The following is a 20,628-nucleotide window of genomic DNA, read 5'->3' as shown; positions in this document are numbered from 1 at the left end:
TATGAGAACGATTGAATTAACTTATCCCCATTCATTGGTATTGGAAGAATTACCCCATACAGTTTGTGCAATCGGTTTTTTTGATGGTGTACATAAAGGGCATCAAAAGCTAATTGAAACTGCGGTAACAGAGGCAAGGCAAAAAAAGATGGAAAGCGCAGTGATTACATTCCATCCACATCCATCTGTTGTATTAAAAAAAGGTGTAGAACACGTCAAGTATATTACACCAATTAGGGAAAAACAGGATATTTTACAAAGGATGAATGTCGATCGTCTGTATATTATTAAATTTAATAAAGAACTATCCTCACTTTCTCCAGAAATGTTTATTGATCATTTTATCATTGGTTTAAACATTAAACATTTAATTGCCGGATTTGATTATACCTATGGGTTTAAAGGTGCAGGTAATATGACAACCATTGAACACGATGCAAAAGGGGCATTTACTCATACAACCATTGATCAAGTTACGGATCACGGGGAGAAAGTAAGCTCAACAAAAATAAGAGAACTGCTTAAGTCGGGAAATGTTGACTATACAAATTATTTACTGGGTAGACCACTTATAACGGATGGTATTGTTGTAAAGGGAGATCAGCGGGGGAAGACATTAGGGTATCCAACCGCTAATTTAAAAGTAAATCCGGATGCATTATTGCCTAAAATAGGGGTCTATGCAGTTAAAGTGCTCTATAAAAATGAAATCTATGAAGGAATGGCAAGCTTGGGCTTAAAACCGACATTTACTTCATCACTAAGCGAACCGGTGCTTGAAGTGAATATTTTTGATTATAACAATGATTTGTATGGTGAAGAGTTACTCGTTGAATGGCATAAATATATACGTGACGAACTGAAATTTAATGATGTTGAGAGCTTGGTGGAACAAATTGCAAACGATGAGAAGGATATTCGTCATTATTTTTCAACGAATAAATAGTTACTGTACTTGCAATTTACCACGAAAAAGGTTAAGCTTATAAAGGTAAAACCATCGCTTGGCAAATCGTATCTCCGACGTTTGCTAGGGGAATGGGGATATAACATATTAATAGGAGGTGGGCCAGATGGCTATCACACAAGAACGTAAGAATGAAATTATTAATGAACATAAAGTTCATGAGAACGACACTGGTTCTCCAGAGGTGCAGATTGCTGTACTTACTGAAGAAATTACTACATTAAATGAACATTTACGTGTTCATAAAAAAGATCACCATTCGCGTAGAGGTCTTTTCAAAATGGTTGGTAAACGTCGTAATTTATTGAACTACCTACGTAAAAATGATATTATTCGTTATCGCGATCTCATAAAAAAACTTGGTTTACGTCGATAGTTACTTTAAAAGCAGGAGAAATCCTGCTTTTTTCACTTATTTGCAGACATTTTACTACATAAAATTTACATTTATGCTTATTAACTATAAAATAAGAGTTAGAAAGTTTATTGAAAGGGGCACTATAATATATGTCAGAAGAAAAACGAACTTTCTCCACTGAAATCGCCGGTAATACATTTACTGTCGAAGTAGGAGAGTTAGCAAAACAAGCAAATGGTGCGTGTATGGTTCATTACGGAGACACATCCGTATTAGCTGCAGCAACAGCATCAAAGCAACCGAAAGACTTACCATTTTTCCCATTAACTGTTAATTATGAGGAACGATTATATGCAGTTGGAAAAATACCTGGAGGATTTATCAAACGCGAAGGAAGACCAAGTGAAAAAGCTATTTTGTCTTCCCGATTAATTGATCGTCCTATCCGCCCATTGTTTCCAGATGGATTTAGAAATGAAGTACAAGTAATTAGTACAGTGATGAGTGTTGATCAGGATTGTGCATCTGAAATTGCCGCTATGATCGGATCTTCCATTGCGTTAAGCATTTCCGATATTCCATTTGCAGAACCAATTGCAGGTGTAAATGTCGGTAGAGTTGACGGGGAGTTTATTATTAACCCGACAGTCGAACAAGAAAAGAAAAGTGATATTCAACTAACAGTTGCCGGAACGAAAGATGCGATTAACATGGTTGAAGCAGGAGCTGATGAAGTTTCTGAAGAAGTAATGCTTGATGCCATCATGTTTGGACATGAAGAAGTTATTCGTTTGGTTGAATTTCAAGAAGAAATTATCAAAGCAGTTGGTGTAGAAAAATCACCTGTTTCTTTGTTTCAATTGGATGAGGTACTATCAGCTAAAGTTGAATCTGAAGCAAAGGATAAATTAGTCGCAGCGATCCAAGTGTTTGAAAAGCATGCGAGAGAAGAAGCGATCAGCACTGTAAAAGACGAAGTGCTTGCAACATATGCTGAAGAGGAAGAAGATGTAGTAAAACAAGTAAAATCGATCCTAGATAAAATGGTGAAAGATGAAGTACGCCGCCTCATTACGGATGAGAAAGTACGTCCTGATGGTCGTAAAATTGATGAAATCCGTCCATTGGCATCCCGGGTGAAGGTGCTACCAAGAACACATGGTTCAGGACTGTTCACACGTGGACAAACCCAAGCATTAAGCATATGTACACTTGGAGCATTAGGTGATGTGCAAATTTTAGATGGATTGGATTTGGAAGAAACGAAACGGTTTATGCATCATTATAATTTCCCGCAATATAGTGTAGGAGAGACTGGACCAATTAGAGGACCAGGTCGAAGAGAAATTGGACATGGTGCGTTAGGTGAACGTGCACTTGAGAAAGTGATTCCGTCTGATGTTGATTTTCCATATACAATTCGCCTTGTTTCTGAAGTATTGGAATCAAATGGATCCTCTTCACAAGCAAGTATTTGTGCAAGTACGTTGGCGATGATGGATGCAGGTGTACCAATTACAGCGCCTGTAGCAGGAATTGCAATGGGTCTAATGAAATCTGGAGAAAACTATTCTATATTAACAGATATTCAAGGGATGGAAGATGCGCTTGGCGATATGGACTTTAAAGTTGCGGGAACAGCCAAAGGTATTACAGCCCTGCAAATGGATATTAAAATTGACGGTTTATCTAAAGAAATCCTAGAAGAATCAATGAGCCAGGCTAAATCAGGTCGTATGCATATTTTAGAATCCATGCTTGAAACGATTAATAAGCCTAAATCGGAGCTTTCTGAATACGCACCGAAAATACTCACAATGAAAATTAAACCAGAAAAAATCCGTGATGTCATTGGACCAAGCGGTAAACAGATCAATAAGATTATTGAAGAAACTGGTGTAAAAATTGATATTGAGCAAGATGGTGGTGTGTTCATCTCATCGACAGAGTCTGCAATGAATGAACAGGCTAAGAAGATTATTGAAGATCTTGTAAGAGAAGTTGAAGTAGGCGAGATGTATCTGGGAACAGTTAAACGAATTGAAAAGTTCGGAGCGTTTGTAGAACTGTTTAAAGGAAAAGATGGCTTGGTTCATATTTCGGAATTAGCTGAAGAACGGACAAATAAAGTGGAAGATGCTGTTACCATAGGTGATCAAATCATGGTTAAAGTAAAAGAAATAGATCACCAGGGTCGTGTGAATCTTTCCCGTAGAGCAGTATTAAAAGAGGAAAGAGAAAGAAAAGAACAGGCACAGAAATAATCGCAATGAAACAAGAAGCTGGCTAACCAGTTTCTTTTTTTATTTATTATTATTATACATACCTTGTCCCCCTTGCTCATAATAATGAATGAGAGGGGGCGTTGTGATGAGTAAGTATATGAAGTATGTGAACCTGATTGTTTTTGTCATTATTGTTGCTATCGCTTTTAATACCGACTATAATCCTTTCGCTACAAACGATATCCAATCGATATCAACTGTAACAAAACCGGAGGATGTTTTATATAAAGAAATTCAAGAGAAAAGCAGTACGTATGCTGAAGCGCCCCAAAATGCTGTTATTGATCGGGTGTGGAAAAAGACACCTGGACGAAATGGTATCAAAGTGAATATAGAAAAGTCATATCAAAGGATGAAAAAGGATGGCGTATTTAATCAGTCACTACTTGTTTATGATCAAGTCACGCCAGAAGTGAATTTAAATGAATTACCTGCTTCACCGATATTTCGTGGTCATCCAGATAAAAAAATGGTTTCTCTTTTAATTAATGTGTCTTGGGGAACGGAAAACATTCCGAAAATATTAGAGACATTAAAGGAAAATAAAGTTAAAGCGACCTTTTTTATAGAAGGTAAGTGGGCGAAGGGAAATGCTGAGTATGTAAAAATGATAGACGAACAGGGACATATTATCGGGAACCACGCTTACAATCATCCGAACATGGCCAGACTTTCTTATCAGGAAAATGCAGAACAAATTAGTCAAACGAATGAAATCCTGAAAGCTATCACTGGGAAAAAAACAAAATGGTTTGCACCACCAAGCGGAAGTTATACGGATGAAGTTGTTAAAGCTGCACATGATATGAATATGGAAACTATCTTATGGACAGTAGATACAATAGATTGGAAAAATCCATCTGTTTCTGTTATGCTAAACCGAGTTAATGGTAAATTACATGGTGGTGCGACAATCCTAATGCATCCAACCCCACCTATAGCAAAAGGCTTAGATGCTTTAATTAAGGATATAAAAGCGAAAGATTATCAAATTGGTACGATTGAATCATTATTAAATGAAGAAAGATAACGACAAATGGAGTGTGCAGTATACATATCCTGATGTAGGATCTTTAATCTAACCGATGTCAGAATGAAATGATGATGAAGGACTGGTTAGCTTTTTTGCTAATCGGTCCATTTTAGTTTATAAGAAGTTGTTCAGAGGACCTAGAGGATAGGTGGTAAACATCTTCTGATCACCAAGGAGGAATAACATTGATAGAAAAACACACAAGTAAGAATGGTCTTCGCATTGTATTGGAAAATATTCCGGCGGTTCGATCCGTAACAATCGGGATTTGGGTTTTAACTGGATCAAGAAATGAAACAGAAGAGAATAATGGCATCTCCCACTTTTTGGAACATATGTTTTTTAAAGGAACAAACACGAGAAGTGCACAGGATATAGCCGAAGCGTTCGATTCAATTGGTGGTCAGGTCAACGCATTCACATCCAAGGAATATACTTGTTTTTATGCGAAAGTGCTGGATACACACAAAGCGTATGCATTGGAAATCTTAGCGGATATGTTTTTTAATTCTTCTTTTGATGAAGCAGAAATGGAACGGGAAAAGAAAGTTGTATATGAAGAAATTAAAATGTATGAAGATACCCCAGACGATATTGTTCATGATTTATTAGCAAGTGCATCCTACGGAGACCATCCCTTAGGATACCCAATTCTGGGAACAGAAACGCATTTAAAAACCTTTACACCGGAAACTCTAAGGAACTATATTAATGCACGATACACACCGGATAACGTTGTTGTATCTGTCGCAGGAAATGTAGATGAATCGTTTATTAATGATATTGATGGTTATTTCGGCACGTTTACATCCGATCATAAAAATTTAGAAATTGTAAAACCAACTTTCTTTAATCACTCGATTGAGCGTAACAAAGATACTGAACAGGCACATTTATGTCTTGGTTATAACGGTTTAGCTGTTGGGGATGAAAATATTTACAGCCTAATTATCATGAATAACGTACTTGGTGGAAGTATGAGTTCAAGACTGTTTCAGGAAATTCGAGAGAAACAAGGACTAGCTTATTCTGTTTTCTCTTATCATTCATCCTTTCTTGATAATGGGTTATTGACGATTTATGCTGGTACAGGTAAAGATCAATTGCCATTATTAAAAGATACAATCAACCAAACAGTGGAAACAATGATTCAGGATGGTTTGACCAATAAAGAATTAACCAACAGCAAGGAACAGCTTAAAGGAAACTTAATGCTTAGTCTGGAAAGTACGAGTAGTCGAATGAGTCGTAATGGAAGAAATGAATTGCTACTGCAAAGTCATCGTACATTAGATGATATGGTTCAGGAAATTGATGCAGTAAGTCACGAATCTATAAAGCAGATCATTGAGGATTTATTTAAGCAATCGCCCTCTGAAGCATTAATTGCGCCAAAACCTTCGAAATAACCTATGGAATCAACATAGGTTATTTATTCTCGCATATATTAAAGTAACTGATAAGATGAAGGAGAGATTTTGTGCGCTACAAAGAAATGAGCGGTAAAGAAATTGTCGATGTGGTTCACGGATCCAGATTAGGTATACTGGGGCAAACTGATCTCGAAATAAATGAAAAAACAGGTCACATTGAAGCTTTTGTTATACCGAACTATAAGTGGTTTGGCCTTGTTAAGGAAGGCGAGGAAACAAAAATTCGCTGGCGTTCGATTAAAAAGATCGGCGAAGATATGATTATCGTTGAGTCAGATAGCTTTGAATAATGTAGTAGGCTAGTATTACTTTTTGTAATACTAGCCTTTTTACGTTCTTTTTAAAAACGACCTAGCACCCCCGCCCTATTAATTCATAAGCTATATGGAAATCAATTTAGCGTGATGTTTGGAGGGTGTTTACAAATATGAATCAATCCATTGCAGTAATTGGTGGTGACGGACGTTACCTGGAATTAATCCGGCAGCTGCAATCTTTACCAAATACGAGAATTACGCTAGTAGGCTTTGATAAATTAGAGCAAGGCTTCACTGGTCTGACGCAAACTGACTTTGATGATTTGGAATTGGAACAATTAGATGCCGTTGTTTTACCAATTACAGGCACAGATGGGGAAGGAAATGTGGAAACCGTCTTTTCAGATCAGCCGATTCAAATAAGTAAAAAATGGTTTCAGCATTTACCCAAATCAACATTGGTTTTCACGGGCAACACAAATGATTATTTGACCAGTGCCACAGCGGAGGCGAATATTCCGCTAATACCTTTATTAAACAGGGACGACGTTGCCATTTATAATTCTATCCCGACAGCAGAAGGAACCATCATGATGGCAATCGAGCATACCGATTATACAATCCATGCGTCACGTGTTATTGTGACCGGATTTGGGAGAGTTGGCAATACGGTGGCGAACAAATTCTCTGCGCTTGGTGCCAAAGTATCTGTAAGTGCAAGCAGTATTGGAGATTTAGCTAGAATTACGGAAATGGGGCTGACAGCGATTCCTTTATCCAAACTCGCTAAGTATACCGATCAATGTGATTTATTAATTAATACCATTCCCTCACCAGTAATCAATCGAGAAGCAATTCAAGCGCTACAGTCACATGCATTAATTATTGATTTAGCGTCGATTCCTGGCGGCACGGATTTTGATTACGCTCAGCAGCGTGGTATTCAAGCAATTTTAGCTAAAAGTTTACCGGGAATTGTAGCACCTAAAACGGCTGGTAAAATATTGGCCGACGTCATTAAACAATTTTTAAATGAAAGGGTAGGGGATTAGTATGTCTTTAGCAGGTAAACGAATTGGTTTTGGTATTACGGGGTCACATTGTACGTATAGTCAGATTTTCCCGCAATTAGAAAGATTAATGGAGGAGAAAGCCGAAGTTGTTCCAGTTGTGACCTATACAGTCCGATCAACGGATACGAAGTTCGGTAAAGCTGATGACCACATTAAAAGGATTGAAGAGATTACGGGAAAACGTGTAATAACAACGATGCCTGACGCAGAACCACTAGGTCCGGCTGCCCCCCTCGATTGTATGGTGATTGCGCCATTAACAGGAAATACATTAAGCAAAATGGCGAACGCGCAAACAGATTCTCCAGTTTTAATGGCAGCGAAGGCTACAATGAGAAATCAGCATCCAGTTGTTTTAGGAATTGCTACAAATGATGCACTTGGTTTAAATGGGGTTAATTTAATGCGATTAATGGCTAGTAAATATATTTATTTTATTCCTTATGGTCAAGATGATCCGTATAAGAAGCCGAATTCACTGGTCTCAGATATGAATTATTTGGTTGATACAGTAGAGCAAGCATTACTAAATGAACAAATCCAACCGGTTATCATTCCGCATATTGATTAGAATATGATAAAATAGTAGACTAGTAGGTAGTTAAGCGTTAGACATTGTGAAGGGAGTCATATAAATGACAGTAAAAACCGCTTATAATCTAGCAATAGTTGGAGCAACGGGTGCAGTAGGACAAAAGATTATCGATATATTAGCAGAGAAAGATTTCCCGATAAATGAGTTAAAAGTGTTATCCTCTGAAAGATCAGCAGGAAAAACGATTTCATTTAAAAATCAAACATTGACACTAGAAAAGGCCTCGCCAGAGAGTTTTGAAGGGGTAGATATTGCATTATTTTCTGCTGGAGGCTCTGTCTCTAAACAATTGGCGCCGGAAGCAGTAAAACGTGGTGCTGTTGTAATCGACAATACGAGTGCATATCGCATGGATGACAATGTACCACTTATTGTCCCTGAGGTGAATAAAGAAGATATCGAAAAACACCAAGGTATTATTGCAAATCCAAACTGTTCAACCATTCAAATGGTTGCCGCTTTAAAGCCACTTCAAGAAGCGTTTGGTCTCAGTCGTATCGTTGTATCAACTTATCAAGCCGTATCTGGATCAGGTCTTGAAGCATGTGACGAATTGGAAAATCAAACCCAGCAACATTTAAATAAAGAAGAAATGACAGCTGAGTTATTACCAGTAAAAGGGGATCAGAAACATTATCCGATTGCATTTAATGCACTTCCGCAAATCGATACTTTTCATGAAAACGGCTATACGCTTGAAGAAATGAAAATGATTAATGAAACGAAAAAGATTATGCATGCACCGTCACTCTCAGTCGCAGCAACTTGTGTACGATTACCTGTTTTCACATCGCATGCTGAAAGTATTTATGTGGAAATCGAAAAAGAAGGTTTAAACGTAGCAGATATTTGGGAAGTAATAGAAGGTGCAGAGGGAGTCGTATTAGAAGATAATCCGGACACACAGACATACCCGACACCGTTAAGTGCTGCAAATAAAACAGATGTATTTGTCGGTCGTGTGCGGAAAGATCTGGATTATGATAAAGGATTTCACATGTGGGTAGTATCGGATAATCTGATCAAAGGCGCTGCATGGAATACCGTTCAGATTGCGGAATCTTTAATTGAAAATTATTGGCGATAATCGAACTTTATAGTAAGAGGTGTAATCATGCAGATATTAGTACAAAAATTTGGTGGAACTTCTGTACAATCAGAAGAAAATAGAGAGCACGTTATTAAACATATTAAAGATGCACTAGTGAAAGAATATAAACTTGTTGTTGTTGTATCTGCATTAGGTAGAGGCCCGGATCCATATGCAACAGATACGTTACTAAATCTGGTTGATTTTCCCGCAAACAAAAATGCAAATCGCGAACTGGATTTGCTGATGTCTTGTGGAGAAATTATATCGTCTGTTGTCTTATCAAATGAACTGCAAAAAAATCATATTGATGCAACTGCACTTACAGGTGCACAGGCAGGCTTTGTTACTTCCGAAGATTTTAATCAAGCAAAAATTAAAGCCGTTAAACCCGAGAGAATTCTACGGGAATTTGAACACAATGATGTTGTCGTGGTTGCCGGATTTCAAGGACAAACGGAATCCGGTGAAATAACGACGATTGGCCGTGGTGGAAGTGATACAAGTGCAGCCGCACTGGGTGCTGCATTACAGGCTGAACGAATCGAAATTTTTACAGATGTGAATGGAATCATGACTGCCGATCCAAGGTTTGTGGAGACAGCCCGTCCACTGGATGTTGTAACTTATACAGAAATTTGTAATTTGGCTTACCAGGGAGCGAAGGTCGTTCACCCGCGTGCAGTGGAGATCGCCATGCAGGCTAAAATACCGATGCGTGTCAGATCTACTTATGCACAGGATGGTGGCACATTGGTTACCTCGTCCAGGGTGCAGGGGATGGACATCACGGAACGATTGATTACTGGTATTGCGCATATGGCATCCATTACACAGATCAAGGTACAGACAAAAGAAGAAGCCTATCGAATGCAATCCGAAGTATTTAAGGCGATGGCCGAGGCTGGAATTTCAGTCGACTTTATTAATATCTCTCCGACCGGGGTAATATACACTGTACCAGATGTTTTTACCGACAAGGCGGTAAAGATTTTAGAAACGTTAGGTTTTCACCCGGAGATTACCAAAAACTGTGCAAAGGTTTCAGCAGTTGGTGCAGGAATGACTGGTGTTCCTGGTGTAGCTTCCAGAATCGTCGGAGCCTTAACCAACGCAGGTGTTCAAATACTGCAATCGGCAGACAGTCATACAACAATCTGGGTACTCATACATGATAAAGATTTAAAACTGGCAATAAATGCGTTGCATGATGTATTTGAGTTAAGTAATGGAAATCAATTGAATTAAATTGTTAATTTGAAGACTTATGCTGTCGCTATTCGTAGTGACACCTTCTGTCTTCATCAGAAGAAAGGTGAAACCTCATGAATTTTGGTCAAGTACTAACGGCAATGGTAACACCATTTGATAGCAAGGGAAATATTGATTTAGAACAAACAACCGTTTTAGTGGAATATTTATTAGAGAACGGGACCGAGGGATTAGTAATTGCAGGAACTACCGGAGAATCGCCAACAATTTCAACAGAAGAAAAGCTCACGCTATTCAAACATGTTGTAAAAGTGGTAAATAACCGTGTGCCTGTTATCGCGGGAACTGGCAGCAATGATACAGCAGCATCCATTGCGCTAACTAAGGAAGCTGAAGCGATTGGCGTTGATGCGATCATGCTTGTAACACCGTACTATAATAAACCGGACCAGCGGGGATTATATGCACACTTCTCAGCCATTGCAGATGTAACTGCATTGCCGGTGATGCTATATAACATTCCCGGCCGTTCTGTTGTGAATATGTCTGCCGAAACCGTTATTCGCTTGAGCAAGATAAAGAACATCGTTTCTGTAAAAGAAGCCAGTGGTGATCTGGATCAAGTTTCGGATATTATTGAAAGCACGAATGAAGACTTTAGTGTATATAGTGGTGATGATGGGGCAACATTGCCGATGTTAGCACTTGGGGCAGATGGCGTTGTTTCTGTTGCTTCGCATGTTATCGGTAATGAAATGAATGAAATGGTGCAGCACTTTATGCAAGGGAAGGTAAAGCAAGCAGCAGCAACCCATCGGAAGTTGTTGCCGATTATGAAAGGGTTATTTACCTCGCCATCACCAACCCCGGTAAAAGCGGCATTACAAATGAAAGGTATCGAAACCGGTGGTGTACGTTTACCATTGGTGCCACTTAAAGAACAGGAAGAAAAAGAATTAAAACAGTTAATAGATCAATAAAACTGAACCTGTAATGCAGCATTATACAGCTTGGCTTTTTAATTATTTACTTTCAAATAATACCGGCATCTTAGCCGGTATTTTCTTATGCATGTTACTACTCCTTTTCGTTCATACTACTAATAAGTATGTGCAACAAAGAAGGAGTGTCCGTTATGAAAAATGAAAGTGAAAAAAAAGAAACGCAAAACCCTGAAGAGGAATCGAGTTCATCTGAAATTGTAGAAAAGATTCAACAATTAGGTCAATCGACCATTCCACAGGCACCAGATTCAAATATTCATGTCCTTTCTATTATTGGTCAAATTGAGGGGCATATTCAGCTTCCACCACAAAATAAGACAACAAAGTATGAACATATGCTTCCACAATTAATTGCGATTGAACAAAATCCAAAAATTGAAGGTGTCATTATCTTGTTAAATACAGTAGGTGGTGATGTTGAAGCGGGGTTAGCTTTATCTGAAATGATAGCATCCATTTCAAAACCTACCGTTTCAATTGTATTAGGAGGTGGGCACTCGATCGGTGTACCAATTGCTGTTGCAACTAAGTTTTCTTTTATTACACCTACAGCAACCATGACGATACATCCTGTTCGACTAACAGGGATGGTGATCGGCGTACCGCAAACCTTTGAATACTTAGATAAAATGCAGGATCGAGTGATTAATTTTGTTGTTAACCACTCGAATATTAAAGAAGAAAAGTTTAAAGAACTAATGTTTGCAAAAGGAAATTTAACAAGGGATATTGGGACGAATGTGATAGGATCGGACGCGGTTGAATATGGCTTGATCGATGCTGTTGGTGGCGTGAAAGAAGCGATGCAAAAGATGAAGGAATTACTTCATGATAATGACAGACAGAGCCCGGTGATACAATGATTTTATATACACCATTATCAGAAGCAGATATTTATCCCATAGATCCGGAAGAATATGCCAAAAGGAGATTTATCACGCATGAAGGACGGTCGTTATATGTAGAACAGACTACGGATGGCTCCTATCAATTATTACAACTGCTATCGACGGATCCACAGGATTATCTAAAAGAAACGTATCAGCCTGGCACCTTTTTTACACGTTGATGCCTATCATGTTATCGATGATTTTGTGGTATAATGTAAGTAACTATGTAAGACATAACCCCTTGCCAATTATGAGGCAGGGGTTTACTATTCATGTATAACCTTCCGAGCAAAAGAGGTGAGAAATTGGCCAAGAAAAGAAAAAAGCGTAAAAGTAATAAACTGAAAAAACAAGTGAAATTTGAGCTGTTAGGGTTATTATTTATATTTTTAGCTATATTTGGTAGTGGTGCGAGTGCGATCAGTGATGGTGCAATACCGGGTGGTCTCGAGCAATTCTTTCGTTTCTTCTTAGGAATCTGGTATTTCGTGGCATCGGTATTTTTACTTGTTACGGGAGTCATTTTACTTATCAAGAGACGTTATCCTGATTTTTCCAATAAGAAAATAATCGGGTTTTATATTCTATTTGTTGGCGTACTGCTTCTAACCCATATTCAAAGCATGGAGAAGGTACTGCTAATTTCTAGTGACGTATCCATTCTAAAAGAAACGTGGAATAATTTCTTCTTATATATAAAAGGACAGGCTACTGCTCTCCAGACAGGTGGAGGTTTGATTGGAGCGATATTATTCGCATTTTGCTACTATCTATTTTCACTTGCGGGTGCAAAAATAGTTTCCGTTTTTTCTATTATTATTGGGATCATCTTTATGACAGAGTTTTCGTTAGGTGATTTCTTCGCAAAAATAGGAGGAAAATGCAAACAGGGATTTCAGCGTGTTAAAATCAAACGACAGACTGCAAAAGAAGAAAGAAATAATCGCAAAGAGGAAAAACAACTGGTACCTGAGCAGGTGGTTGATGATATCGTATACGAGGAGCCAGTTATTCAGGACTTTACAGATGTTGCTTATGCATCTGTGGAAAAGCAAACAGACAAGCAAGCGGTGGCACCAGAAAATGTGCCTGACGAAGAATTAGAGGATCTGGAAGATAGTAGTTTGAAAGACATGCCAATGACAGAAGTAGAGAATTATGAATATGAATTGCCTTCACCAAATTTACTGGCTGAACCGGCACACAACTCGCAGCATCAGGAAAAATCCAAAATCCAAGCAACGGTTAGAAAACTGGAAAGTACCTTTGTTAGCTTTGGTGTGAAAGCACGCGTGACAAAAGTACACGTGGGCCCCGCTGTTACGAAATATGAAGTATATCCGGAAGCTGGGGTAAAGGTAAGTAAGATCGTTAGTCTACACGATGATTTAGCACTGGCACTTGCAGCCAAAGATATTAGAATTGAAGCTCCAATACCCGGTAAGTCCGCGGTCGGAATAGAGGTTCCTAATCAGGAAATTGCGATGGTATCTTTGCGAGAGGTGCTGGATAGTACTTGGAATAAACAAACTTCCAAACTATTATTCGCTCTGGGTAGAGATATTTCTGGGGATGCTGTTATGGCAGAGTTAAATAAAATGCCACATCTGCTCATTGCTGGTGCAACCGGAAGTGGTAAGAGTGTATGTGTCAATGGTATCATTACAACTATCTTAATGCGTACAAAACCGCACGAGGTAAAAATGATGATGATTGACCCTAAAAAAGTAGAGCTAAACGTTTATAATGGGATACCACATTTACTAGCTCCTGTCGTAACCGATCCTAAAAAAGCATCAAGAGCTTTGAAAAAGGTAGTTTCAGAGATGGAGCGAAGATATGAACTCTTTTCAGATACTGGAACGCGAAACATAGAAGGATATAATGAATATATTCGAAAATATAATCAAACTACTGAACCGGAAGATGTGCAGCCTAATCTGCCATATATCGTTGTTCTTGTTGATGAATTGGCAGATTTGATGATGGTAGCTTCTGGTGATGTTGAGGACTCTATTACGAGACTTGCTCAGATGGCTCGTGCAGCTGGAATTCATCTAATCATTGCAACACAACGTCCGTCCGTCGATGTTATTACAGGCGTCATTAAAGCAAATATTCCATCCCGAATTGCTTTTAGTGTCTCTTCTGCTACCGATTCAAGAACCATTTTGGACTCCGGTGGTGCCGAGAAATTACTAGGGCGAGGAGATATGTTGTTTATGCCTGTTGGAAATTCCAAACCGACACGTGTACAAGGGGCTTTCCTATCTGATGAAGAAGTAGAGCGGATTGTGGATCATTGTATAGATCAACAAAAAGCGTCCTATCAGGAAGAAATGATACCCGAGGATACGAATGAAGTTACAGAAGACGTGGATGATGAATTATATAACGATGCTGTTCAGCTCATAACAGAAAGGCAAACTGCAAGTGTTTCCATGCTGCAACGGAGGTTCAGAATTGGCTATACACGTGCAGCACGTTTAATAGACGCGATGGAAGATAGGGGAATTGTCGGTCCCTACGAAGGAAGTAAGCCAAGAACCGTGCTTGTTGGTCAAACAAATGAAGAGATAACATCTTAATTTCATAAACAAAGCAGTACATTTCAAAAAGAAAGCTCATTTGGGATGTGCTGTTTTTTTTAGCAGACAGGAAATATTTGTCGCAGTTTGGCAGTGCCGTTTTTTATTTTCCAAAAAGTACTATCATGAGAATGGTGTGTTTTTTCTATTAACTATTTATTTATATGCATGAAAATGGTATATTGACGGTAGGGTATACTGTCATACGTCAGAGGTCAGATCTCTTGTTGTCGTATATTAATGAAAAAGGAGGACTTTTGTGTCCATAAAATCAGATTCACGGCATTTATATCTCCAGGTTATTGATAAAATGAAACGAGATATTGAAAGTGGTACATATAAGGAGAAGGAAAAATTGCCTTCTGAATTTCAATTGTCTAAATTACTCGGCGTGTCAAGGGCGACTTTAAGGGAAGCGTTACGTATTTTAGAAGAGGAAAATGTAGTCACGAGAAGACATGGTGTAGGTACTTTTGTTAATTCAAAACCGATTTATTCATCCGGGGTAGAAGAATTAACCAGTGTGACATCGATGATTAAACAATCTGGTAAAACCCCAGGCTCACAATATCTGACAACAGAATATTTGGAACCAACGGATGAAGATATGGAGAAATTTGCACCAAAGAAAATTGATTCTCTGGCGACTATTGAACGCGTGAGAACGGCGGATAATCGCCCGGTAGTATTTTGTATTGATAAAATACCTAGTGACTTGATCCCATTAGAACATGTGCATAAACAAGACTCTTTATTTAAATTAATGGAGGAATACTCGCACAAACGGATTGCTTATGCAGTGACCTATATTGAACCGATCAGTTACCATGATCGTATTTATAATGCTTTAGATTGTGATCCGGAACAATCGTTATTGTTATTAAAACAAATGCACTATACGGATGAGGACGAGCCGGTACTTTACTCTGCTAATTATTTCCGCTCCGACATGTTTCGTTTCCATGTTTTGAGAAAGCGGTTGTAATGCATTTATGATGATATTTGGGGAGGTGATGGTTGTAAAAAGAACGGCTGAATATGTAAGCGTTTTATAAGATTAATGTTAATACACTTATTGGGGGTTTAAACATGAAAAATCGTAAATTTATTACCATGTTTGTATTAATTCTGAGTCTTGGTACGCTACTAGCTGCCTGTGGATCAGATGACAAAGGATCCGATTCTGATAATAAAGATGGTGATACAGAAGATTTCACTGCAGCAATGGTAACAGATATCGGCGGTGTTGATGATAAATCATTTAACCAGTCATCATGGGAAGGGCTACAGGAATGGGGAAAAGAACATGGTTATTCCAAAGGGGAAGGGATTGACTATGCGCAGTCGAATGATAAGGCAGATTATATGCCTAACCTAAATCGTCTGATTCGTGAGGATTACAATCTTATATTTGGAATTGGATTTGAGTTGAAAGAGGACCTTGAAAAAGTAGCAGGTCAATATGATGATAAACACTTTGCAATTGTTGATGACGAGATTGACGCGCCAAACGTTGCCAGTATTATGTTTAAAGAACATGAAGGATCATTTTTAGTTGGTGTCGCAGCGGCAATGAAAACAGAAACCAATAAAGTAGGCTTTGTTGGTGGGATAGATTCCCCACTGATCAATAAATTTGAATCAGGCTTTATTGCTGGTGTAAAGTCAGTAAATCCTGATATTGAGGTTGAAGTTGAATATGCAGAATCATTTGGTGCCCCTGATAAAGGTAAAATTATTGCATCAAACATGTATAGTAATGGTGCAGATGTGATTTATCACTCTTCAGGAGGAACAGGGAATGGCGTATTTAATCAGGCAAAAGACCTTAAACAAAATGATCCCGATCGTGATATCTGGGTAATTGGTGTGGACCGAGATCAGTATGATGAAGGCCAAATTGGGGATGACAATGTCACATTAACGTCTATGATCAAACGTGTTGATGTTGCTGTAGAAGATGTATCGAACCAAGCTATGGATGGTGACTTTCCAGGTGGAGAACTTTTAGAATTTGGCTTAAAAGATGATGCAATTGGATTCGCAACAACAAACGAAGAAGCAATTACTGAAGAAATTATTGACACTGTAAATGAATGGGAGGAAAAAATTCTTGATGGCGATATCGACGTACCACAAACGCGCGATGAGACGAAAGAATTTGTTGACTCACTTTAAGGTTATAAGTTGGAAAAGGCTGGTTTCACAGCCTTTTCTGTTTTATTGTTATGTTTCATAATAAAATATATCAAGTGAAACTTCATTCAGTGGGGGTTTTACTGCCTGGAACTGCGATAAGGGGTGAGGATGAGTGGAATATGTAATTGAAATGTTAAATATACGAAAAGAGTTTCCCGGTGTCGTGGCTAATGATGATATTACTATGCAAGTGAAAAAAGGGGAAATTCATGCTTTGCTTGGTGAAAACGGGGCAGGTAAGTCTACGTTAATGAATGTACTGTTTGGATTATATCAGCCTGAAAAAGGGGAAATTCGCATAAATAACGAACGGGTTAATATTACCAATCCGAATATCGCAAATGACTTAGGTATTGGTATGGTCCATCAGCACTTTATGTTAGTCGAACCATTTACTGTAACACAAAATATTATTTTAGGTAGTGAGCCGACAAGAAAATCAGGTAAAATTGATATAAAACGGGCTGAAAAGGAAATCCGGGAGCTTTCTGATCGATATGGTCTAAAAGTAGACCCCACTGCCAAAATTAGTGATATTTCTGTAGGTATGCAGCAACGGGTAGAAATACTCAAGACTTTATACAGGGGGGCAAATATTCTTATTTTCGATGAACCTACTGCAGTACTCACGCCGCAGGAAATAAAAGAGTTGATTGAAATTATGCATGCCCTGATACGTGAGGGAAAGTCAATTATATTAATTACACATAAATTAAAAGAAATTATGGAAGTCTGTGATCGATGTACCGTTATGCGCAAGGGGAAAGGAATAGGTACGGTTGATGTTAAGGATACGAATGTAAATGAACTTGCTTCATTAATGGTGGGCAGAAAAGTGAGTTTTACGACAGAGAAAACTCTTGCCAATCCGAAAGAAGTAGTACTTCAGATTGCGGATTTGTTTGTAAAGGATACGCGAAAAGTTGAATTAGTGAAAGGACTAAACCTTGAAATAAAAGCCGGCGAAATTGTAGGTATTGCAGGAATAGACGGCAATGGACAGACCGAATTGATTGAAGCACTTACTGGCTTAACGAAGGCAGAATCCGGAACAATTAAGTTAAGGGGTAAACCCATCACTAATTTGAAGCCACGAAAAGTAACTGAAAGCGGAATTGGTCACATTCCACAGGACCGACATAAATATGGTCTTGTACTGGATTATCCAATCGGAGAGAATATGGTATTGCAAACCTATTATAAAGAACCCTTCTCAAAGGGAACTATATTAAACTATAAAGAAATTTATAAAAAGGCAACCGAACTCATTCAAGAATACGATGTCCGTACACCAAGTGCATATACGAAAGCAAGTGCACTATCTGGAGGAAACCAGCAAAAGGCGATCATCGGACGTGAAATTGATCGATCACCAGATTTGTTGATTGCTGCGCAGCCAACAAGAGGCTTGGACGTTGGGGCGATAGAATTTATTCATAAAAGATTAATAGAAGAACGCGATAAAGGGAGAGCGATCTTATTAGTATCTTTTGAACTGGATGAAATTATGGATGTGAGTGATCGGATTGCAGTGATGTTTGATGGGGAAGTTGTTGCCGAATTAAATCCTGAGCAGACAAACGAACAGGAGCTTGGTCTTTTAATGGCTGGCAGTCAGGTGAACGGGGCAGGTGAAAACCAATGACGACAAATAGATTAATTTCTATTTTAATACCAATTATATCCGTTATCCTTGGACTAATTGCTGGTGCTATTATTATGCTTATATCAGGCCATAATCCAATAGAAGGGTATGCTGCATTATGGAACGGCGCATTTGGTGATCAATATACATTAGGTGAAACAATCAGACGAACAACACCATATATTTTTACTGGACTAGCGGTAGCATTTGCATTTCGTTCGGGTTTATTTAATATCGGTGCGGAAGGACAAGTCATGGTAGGATGGCTTGCGGCTGTTTGGGTAGGATTAGCGGTTGATGCCCCCATGTATATCCATTTACCACTTGCATTAATAACTGCTGCTGCGGCTGGTGCCGTTTGGGGCTTTGTTCCTGGTCTTCTAAAAGCAAAATTGGGTGTCCATGAAGTAATTGTAACGATTATGATGAATTATATCGCGTTATATTCAATGAACGCAATTATTAGAAACGTATTAACTGAAAAAAAAACGACAACAGCGGAAATTCATGGCTCGGCTTCTTTAGCATCGGAATGGCTGCAGAGTATTACTTATTTTTCCCGGATGCATTATGGGATTCTTATCGCACTATTTGCTGCAATAATTATGTGGTTTATTATTCAACGAACATCAATCGGGTATGAATTAAAAGCAGTAGGTTTTAATCGGCACGCTTCTAAATATGCGGGAATGAACGTGAGTAAAAATATTATTTTATCCATGGTAATTGCTGGGGCGTTTGCTGGTTTGGGTGGTGCAATGGAAGGGCTTGGCACATATGGTACCGTTTCAGTCATGTCGGGGTTTACAAATCTTGGTTTTGATGGAATTGCTGTGGCTCTTCTTGGTGGTAACAACGCGTTTGGTGTCGTACTGGCCGCGATTTTGTTTGGTGCATTAAAAGAAGGCGCTGGACAAATGCCAACTGGCGCTGGTGTCCCCACTGAACTTGTTGATATCATTATTGCTTTAATCATTTTGTTTGTAGCGTCGAGTTACATTATTCGTTGGGCATTACTTCGCTTTAAAAAGGAGGGGAAATAAATGATAGAAATATTGCAATCAATTATACCGACCGCATTATTCTATTCCGCTCCCCTGATATTTACTGCGTTGGGTGGTGTTTTCAGTGAACGTTCCGGTGTTGTAAACATTGGTCTGGAAGGTTTAATGGTCATGGGGGCTTTTGTGGGAATCGTTTTTAATCTTGCTTTTGCTGATGTGCTCGGGGCATGGACACCATGGATATCTATTATTATAGCAATAATTATTGGGGCCTTGTTTTCGATTATCCATGCTGTAGCATCAGTCTCATTTAGAGCCAATCAGGTTGTCAGTGGGGTAGCGATAAACTTTCTAGCCCTGGGTATAGGCGTCTTCTTAACGAAGCAATGGTACGGTAAGGGACAGACTGATATGGTTTCGGAACCCTTCTATACAACAAACATACCGTTGCTTTCTGATATTCCAATTATTGGACCAATGTTTTTCAAAAGTATGTACTTAACGTCTTATTTAGCGATTATTTTAGCATTTATCGCGTGGTATATCTTATATAAAACGCCGTTTGGTCTGCGTTTGCGTGCTGTTGGTGAGCATCCGATGGCCGCAGATACGAATGGGATAAGTGTTTACAAAATGCGTTATATTGCAGTGATTATATCTGGGGGCCTAGGCGGCTTAGGTGGCTCTGTATTTGCACTTACGATCGCATCGAACTTTTCTCAATCTACAATTGTAGGTCAAGGGTTTATGGCGCTGGCAGCTGTGATTTTTGGGAAATGGCATCCGTTAGGTGCGATGGGGGCGGCATTGTTCTTCGGATTTGCTCAAAGTTTAAGTGTCGTTAGTGCAAGCATTCCATTTCTTGCCGATGTACCACAAGTATTCCTATTAATCGCTCCATATGTATTGACCATTCTCGCTTTAGCCGGATTTATCGGACGTGCAGACGCACCGCGAGCCAATGGGGAACCGTATATCAAAGGGACTAGATAAAG

19 protein-coding genes are annotated in these 20,628 nt (G+C 38.8%); all 19 read left to right on the top strand.

The window, feature by feature from the left end; genetic code table 11:
* Window position 1 precedes the first annotated feature (1 nt).
* The 19 genes from ribF to JOC34_RS04345 all read left to right on the top strand — a co-directional run bounded on the left by ribF (window position 2) and on the right by JOC34_RS04345 (window position 20,626).
* Window positions 2-946 (top strand): riboflavin biosynthesis protein RibF, encoded by a 945-nt coding sequence (ribF, locus tag JOC34_RS04435; protein ID WP_205135497.1) that lies wholly within the window; start codon window positions 2-4, stop codon window positions 944-946.
* Between the two features lie 127 nt (window positions 947-1,073).
* Window positions 1,074-1,343 carry a 30S ribosomal protein S15 gene (rpsO, locus tag JOC34_RS04430; protein WP_205135496.1) on the top strand — a complete coding sequence of 90 codons (270 nt, stop codon included), beginning with the start codon at window positions 1,074-1,076 and terminating at the stop codon, window positions 1,341-1,343.
* A 131-nt stretch (window positions 1,344-1,474) separates the two neighbouring features.
* Window positions 1,475-3,589, top strand: a complete 2,115-nt coding sequence (pnp, locus tag JOC34_RS04425; RefSeq protein ID WP_205135495.1) for a polyribonucleotide nucleotidyltransferase — start codon at window positions 1,475-1,477, stop codon at window positions 3,587-3,589.
* A gap of 106 nt (window positions 3,590-3,695) precedes the next feature.
* A complete protein-coding gene (locus tag JOC34_RS04420) occupies window positions 3,696-4,640 on the top strand; it encodes a polysaccharide deacetylase family protein (protein ID WP_205135494.1) in 945 nt (314 codons plus the stop codon).
* A gap of 188 nt (window positions 4,641-4,828) precedes the next feature.
* A complete protein-coding gene (locus JOC34_RS04415; protein ID WP_205135493.1) occupies window positions 4,829-6,052 on the top strand; it encodes a M16 family metallopeptidase in 1,224 nt (407 codons plus the stop codon).
* 71 nt (window positions 6,053-6,123) lie between these two features.
* Window positions 6,124-6,366 (top strand): YlmC/YmxH family sporulation protein, encoded by a 243-nt coding sequence (locus tag JOC34_RS04410; protein WP_205135492.1) that lies wholly within the window; start codon window positions 6,124-6,126, stop codon window positions 6,364-6,366.
* 137 nt (window positions 6,367-6,503) lie between these two features.
* Entirely contained in the window at window positions 6,504-7,385 is an 882-nt protein-coding gene (gene dpaA / locus JOC34_RS04405; protein WP_205135491.1) for a dipicolinic acid synthetase subunit A, read from the top strand.
* 1 nt (window position 7,386) lies between these two features.
* The gene (gene dpaB, locus JOC34_RS04400) at window positions 7,387-7,977 is read left to right on the top strand and encodes a dipicolinate synthase subunit B (RefSeq protein WP_205135490.1); all 591 of its coding nucleotides are present in this window, start codon (window positions 7,387-7,389) and stop codon (window positions 7,975-7,977) included.
* Between the two features lie 64 nt (window positions 7,978-8,041).
* Window positions 8,042-9,088, top strand: a complete 1,047-nt coding sequence (asd, locus tag JOC34_RS04395; protein WP_205135489.1) for an aspartate-semialdehyde dehydrogenase — start codon at window positions 8,042-8,044, stop codon at window positions 9,086-9,088.
* 27 nt (window positions 9,089-9,115) lie between these two features.
* A complete protein-coding gene (dapG, locus tag JOC34_RS04390) occupies window positions 9,116-10,339 on the top strand; it encodes an aspartate kinase (protein WP_205135488.1) in 1,224 nt (407 codons plus the stop codon).
* 77 nt (window positions 10,340-10,416) lie between these two features.
* Window positions 10,417-11,283: a 4-hydroxy-tetrahydrodipicolinate synthase gene (gene dapA, locus JOC34_RS04385; RefSeq protein ID WP_205135487.1), complete on the top strand. Its 867-nt coding sequence runs from the start codon at window positions 10,417-10,419 to the stop codon at window positions 11,281-11,283.
* A 155-nt stretch (window positions 11,284-11,438) separates the two neighbouring features.
* Window positions 11,439-12,170, top strand: coding sequence for a ClpP family protease (locus tag JOC34_RS04380; protein WP_205135486.1), 732 nt, complete (start codon window positions 11,439-11,441; stop codon window positions 12,168-12,170).
* Window positions 12,167-12,376, top strand: coding sequence for a YlzJ-like family protein (locus JOC34_RS04375; protein WP_205135485.1), 210 nt, complete (start codon window positions 12,167-12,169; stop codon window positions 12,374-12,376). Before JOC34_RS04380 ends, JOC34_RS04375 begins: the two co-directional genes overlap by 4 nt.
* Window positions 12,377-12,502: 126 nt before the next feature.
* Complete coding sequence (locus JOC34_RS04370) at window positions 12,503-14,785, top strand: FtsK/SpoIIIE family DNA translocase (RefSeq protein WP_275577673.1); 2,283 nt, start codon at window positions 12,503-12,505, stop codon at window positions 14,783-14,785.
* A gap of 259 nt (window positions 14,786-15,044) precedes the next feature.
* Window positions 15,045-15,770, top strand: coding sequence for a UTRA domain-containing protein (locus JOC34_RS04365; RefSeq protein WP_205135483.1), 726 nt, complete (start codon window positions 15,045-15,047; stop codon window positions 15,768-15,770).
* 104 nt (window positions 15,771-15,874) lie between these two features.
* Complete coding sequence (locus JOC34_RS04360; protein WP_205135482.1) at window positions 15,875-16,963, top strand: BMP family lipoprotein; 1,089 nt, start codon at window positions 15,875-15,877, stop codon at window positions 16,961-16,963.
* Window positions 16,964-17,096: 133 nt separating this feature from the next.
* The gene (locus JOC34_RS04355) at window positions 17,097-18,629 is read left to right on the top strand and encodes an ATP-binding cassette domain-containing protein (protein ID WP_205135481.1); all 1,533 of its coding nucleotides are present in this window, start codon (window positions 17,097-17,099) and stop codon (window positions 18,627-18,629) included.
* Complete coding sequence (locus JOC34_RS04350) at window positions 18,626-19,672, top strand: ABC transporter permease (RefSeq protein ID WP_205135480.1); 1,047 nt, start codon at window positions 18,626-18,628, stop codon at window positions 19,670-19,672. The genes JOC34_RS04355 and JOC34_RS04350 overlap by 4 nt, the downstream gene beginning before the upstream one ends.
* Entirely contained in the window at window positions 19,673-20,626 is a 954-nt protein-coding gene (locus tag JOC34_RS04345) for an ABC transporter permease (RefSeq protein WP_205135479.1), read from the top strand. It abuts the gene before it with no gap.
* The last annotated feature ends 2 nt before the right edge of the window (window positions 20,627-20,628 follow it).

It is taken from the genome of Virgibacillus halotolerans, from assembly GCF_016908515.1.
Taxonomy (GTDB): Bacteria; Bacillota; Bacilli; order Bacillales; family Amphibacillaceae; genus Virgibacillus_M; species Virgibacillus_M halotolerans.
This window is presented reverse-complemented; position numbering and strand designations above follow the sequence as displayed.